The sequence below is a fragment of the Mycobacterium sp. genome, from assembly GCF_050701675.1.
Taxonomy (GTDB): Bacteria; Actinomycetota; Actinomycetes; order Mycobacteriales; family Mycobacteriaceae; genus Mycobacterium.
Genome location: NZ_JBOGDD010000710.1, coordinates 1 through 3,653 on the forward strand (window position 1 = coordinate 1; position 3,653 = coordinate 3,653).

The 3,653-nt window shown below is 68.3% G+C and carries 3 protein-coding genes and 2 pseudogenes; all 5 read left to right on the plus strand.

Annotated features, from left to right (window positions below; translation table 11 throughout):
- Positions 1 to 361: pseudogene (locus ACRDUX_RS21800) on the plus strand (valine--tRNA ligase); the annotation flags it as partial.
- A complete protein-coding gene (gene folC, locus ACRDUX_RS21805) occupies positions 358 to 1,803 on the plus strand; it encodes a bifunctional tetrahydrofolate synthase/dihydrofolate synthase (RefSeq protein ID WP_526416409.1) in 1,446 nt (481 codons plus the stop codon). The pseudogene ACRDUX_RS21800 and the gene folC, both read left to right, overlap by 4 nt.
- Before the next feature lie 59 nt (positions 1,804 to 1,862).
- The gene (locus ACRDUX_RS21810) at positions 1,863 to 2,207 is read left to right on the plus strand and encodes a DUF4233 domain-containing protein (protein ID WP_526416413.1); all 345 of its coding nucleotides are present in this window, start codon (positions 1,863 to 1,865) and stop codon (positions 2,205 to 2,207) included.
- A gap of 11 nt (positions 2,208 to 2,218) precedes the next feature.
- Entirely contained in the window at positions 2,219 to 2,629 is a 411-nt protein-coding gene (ndk, locus tag ACRDUX_RS21815) for a nucleoside-diphosphate kinase (RefSeq protein ID WP_526416411.1), read from the plus strand.
- Positions 2,630 to 2,947: 318 nt separating this feature from the next.
- Positions 2,948 to 3,653, plus strand: a pseudogene (locus tag ACRDUX_RS21820) (ribonuclease E/G); the annotation flags it as partial.

Sequence of the window (3,653 nt, forward strand, 5' to 3'; positions counted from 1 at the left end):
GATCGGGATCTCCGAGGCAGACCTCGTCACCCAAGTCGCCGCGGTCACCTCGCTGGCGTGGCTCACCGACCCCGCGGACGGGTTCAATCCGTCGGCCGCCGTTGAGGTCCGGTTGTCGCACGGGACCGTGCTCGTCGAGCTCGACACCTCGGGCACCGTGGACGTGGCGGCCGAGCGGCGACGGCTGGAGAAGGACCTTGCCACCGCCGAGAAGGACCTGGCCCAGACCACCGCCAAGCTGGGCAACGAGGAGTTCCTCGCCAAGGCGCCCGACGCCGTCGTCGACAAGATCCGGACCAGGCAGCAGGTCGCCGGGGAGGAGGTCGAGCGGATCACGGCTCGCCTCGCGGCGCTCGCATGAGCACAGCGGAGCCGACACCCGACGAGATCGCCGCGCTGCTTCAGGTGGAGCATCTGCTCGACCAGCGCTGGCCCGAGACGAAGCTCGAGCCGAGCACGACGCGGATCGCCGCGTTGATGGAACTGCTCGGGTCACCTCAGCGTGGCTACCCGAGCATTCACGTGGCGGGCACCAACGGGAAGACGTCGGTGGCGCGGATCATCGACTCGCTTCTGACCGCGCTGCACCGGCGCACCGGGCGAGCCACCAGCCCACACCTCCAGTCGGCAGTGGAGCGCATCTCCATCGACGGCGAGCCGATCACCCCCGCGCAGTACGTCGAGACATACCGCGAGATCGAGCCCTTCGTGGAACTCGTCGACTCGCAGTCCGAGGCAGGACTCCTTCCTGGCGGGCCTGGCCCGAAGATGAGCAAGTTCGAGGTGGTGACCGCCATGGCGTTCGCCGCCTTCGCCGACGCGCCGATCGACGTGGCGGTCATCGAGGTGGGACTGGGCGGCCGGTGGGATGCCACCAACGTCGTCGACGCCCCCGTCGCGGTCATCACGCCCATCGGCATCGACCACACCGAGTATCTCGGTGACACCATCGCCGAGATCGCCGCGGAGAAGGCCGGGATCATCAAGCGCCAGGCCGAGGACCCCGTTGCCCCAGGGATCGACGTGAGCACCGTGGTGATCATCGGCAGGCAGGCGCCTGAGGCGATGGAAGTCGTTCTGGCCGAAGCACTCCGAGCCGACGCCGCGGTGGCCAGAGAGGATTCCGAATTCGCGGTGCTGCGCCGCCAGGTCGCCATCGGGGGCCAGCTGCTCGAATTGCAGGGACTCGGCGGTGTCTACCCCGAGGTCTTCCTGCCGCTGCACGGTGAGCACCAGGCCCACAATGCACTGATCGCGCTCGCGGCGGTCGAGGCCTTCTTCGGGGCGGGAGCTGATCGCCAACTCGACGTCGACGCGGTTCGCGAGGGCTTCGCCGCAGCCACCAGCCCCGGCCGGTTGGAACGGATGCGCAGCGCGCCCACCGTGTTCATCGACGCGGCGCACAATCCGGCGGGCGCCGCCGCCCTGACCAAGGCGCTGGCCGACGAGTTCGACTTCAGGCACCTCGTCGGCGTCGTCTCGGTGATGGCCGACAAGGACGTCGACGGCATCCTGGCCGCGCTCGAGCCTGCCTTCGACCAGATCGTGGTGACCCACAACGGCTCTCCGCGCGCGATGGACGCCGACGGTCTCGCACTTCGCGCCGAGGAGCACTTCGGCCCCGATCGCGTGCTAGTGACCCAGACACTTCCAGACGCCATCGAGACCGCGACTGCATTGGCCGAGGAGAACGCAAACGACGACGACTCCTTCGAGGGGTTCTCGGGTACGGGCATCGTCATCACCGGGTCGGTCGTGACCGCGGGTGTGGCCCGCACCCTCTTCGGTCGGGATCCCTCGTGAGTGAACCGGCCGGACAACAGGGCAGCGCCCCCGACCCGTGGAAGAGCTTCCGTGGCGTCATGGCGGGCACGCTGATCCTGGAAGCCATCGTGGTTCTGCTTGCGCTGCCGGTGGTTTCGTTCTCCCACGGCGGACTGACGTGGACCAGTGGGGGCTTCCTCATCGGGATGACGGGCGTACTGATTCTGCTGTCCGGATTGCAGGGCAAGCCGTGGGCACTGAAGGTCAACGTCGCCGTCCAGGTTGTGCTCATCGGTGGGGTCGTCATCCACGCCGCGATCGGGTTCATCGGCGTGGTCTTCACCGCGGTGTGGTTGCTGATCGCCTATCTGCGTGCCGAGGTCAAGCGCCGCCAGGATCGGGGTCTGCTGCCCGGTCAGCAGCATCCGGCCTCTGACGAGTAGTCTTCGTCGACGTGACTGAGCGGACGCTGGTACTGGTCAAGCCCGACGGCGTGAAGCGCCTCCTCGTAGGCGAGATCCTCAGCCGAATCGAACGCAAGGGCCTGACCATCGCGGCCCTGGAACTCAAGGTCGTCAGCGAGGACCTGGCCCGGCAGCACTACGCCGAGCACGAGGGCAAGCCGTTCTTCCCGTCCCTGCTGGAATTCATCACTTCGGGTCCGGTCGTGGCGGCCATCGTGGAGGGGCCGCGAGCCGTTGCGGCGTTTCGCCAGATCGCAGGCGGCACCGATCCGGTCGAGAAGGCCGCGCCCGGCACCGTCCGCGGTGACCTGGCCTTGGTGACTCAGGACAACCTCGTCCACGGCTCGGATTCGCCCGATTCCGCGGTCCGTGAGATCGAGCTCTGGTTCCCCGGCCGTTAGCTGGCTACGGGGCCTCTCGGGGGGCGTCGGACGACGCGTCGTCGGAATCCGCGCTGCGATGTGGGATACTGGCCCTGGGTGAGCAGCTTCATAACGAGGCTGGACACCCGGATGAAGACTTAGACGAGCGCGACCACCAAGGAGCCTTCCGAGTGCGGCGCGGCGTCCAGCCGTCATTCAGCCAGGCACTGAGGGCTCCAGTTTCGGAGCTGCTCGGAGCGAGACCATGACAAGCCCGGGAAGAGTTCCACGGGTCCATAGCGAAAGCCCTCGCGTGGCCGCGTCGACACGACGCGCCCGGGGGCTTGAGGAGAGTACGTGGCTGACGATGCCCCATTCGACCTATCAGAAGACACTCAGCGCGACGAGGACGTGTCCGCTCAGCTGAGCCAGTCGCACGTCGACGTCTTCGTCGAGCCCGCCTCCAAGACCGCGGAGGCCCTCGAGGTCGATCCCGAACCCCCGCCCGTGCCCGAGCCACTCCCACCCAGCGCGGCGCCCGCGGCCTACATGCCGTTGTTCGTCGCGCCGCAGCCCGTCGCGTTCGTCCCTCCGAAACCCGTCGTCGTGGTCGCAGAAGACGATGACGAAGACGATGAAGACGACGACGACGACGGCGATGATGCGGACGACGCCTCGGGCGATGCCGACGACGACCAGGGCGATCGGCCTGCGAACAAGCGCCGCCGCCGCGGTCGTCGTGGACGTGGGCGTGGTCGCGGCGAACAGAGCGCCGACGACGACGGCGACGGAGACGGTCAGGACGACGCGGTCGACCAGAGCGACTCGGACGACACCGCCGACGACGACGGCGCCGACGACGAGAACGGGGACGACGAGAACGCGGGAGGTGACGGTGCGAACCGTCGCCGGAGGCGTCGGCGTCGTCGCAAGTCCAGCGGTGGCGACGGCGACGAGGACGGCTCGCCCGACGACCCGCCCAACACCGTCGTGCACGAACGCCAGCCGCGGGCCGAGAAGGCCGCGAAGGTCAACAACGAGATCCAGGGCATCGCCGGGTCGA

Excerpts from the sequence above, each read along its gene's own strand:
- folC (WP_526416409.1), top strand. The coding sequence starts at position 358 with ATGAGCACAGCGGAGCCGACACCCGACGAGATCGCCGCGCTGCTTCAG.
- ACRDUX_RS21810 (WP_526416413.1), top strand. The coding sequence starts at position 1,863 with ATGGCGGGCACGCTGATCCTGGAAGCCATCGTGGTTCTGCTTGCGCTG.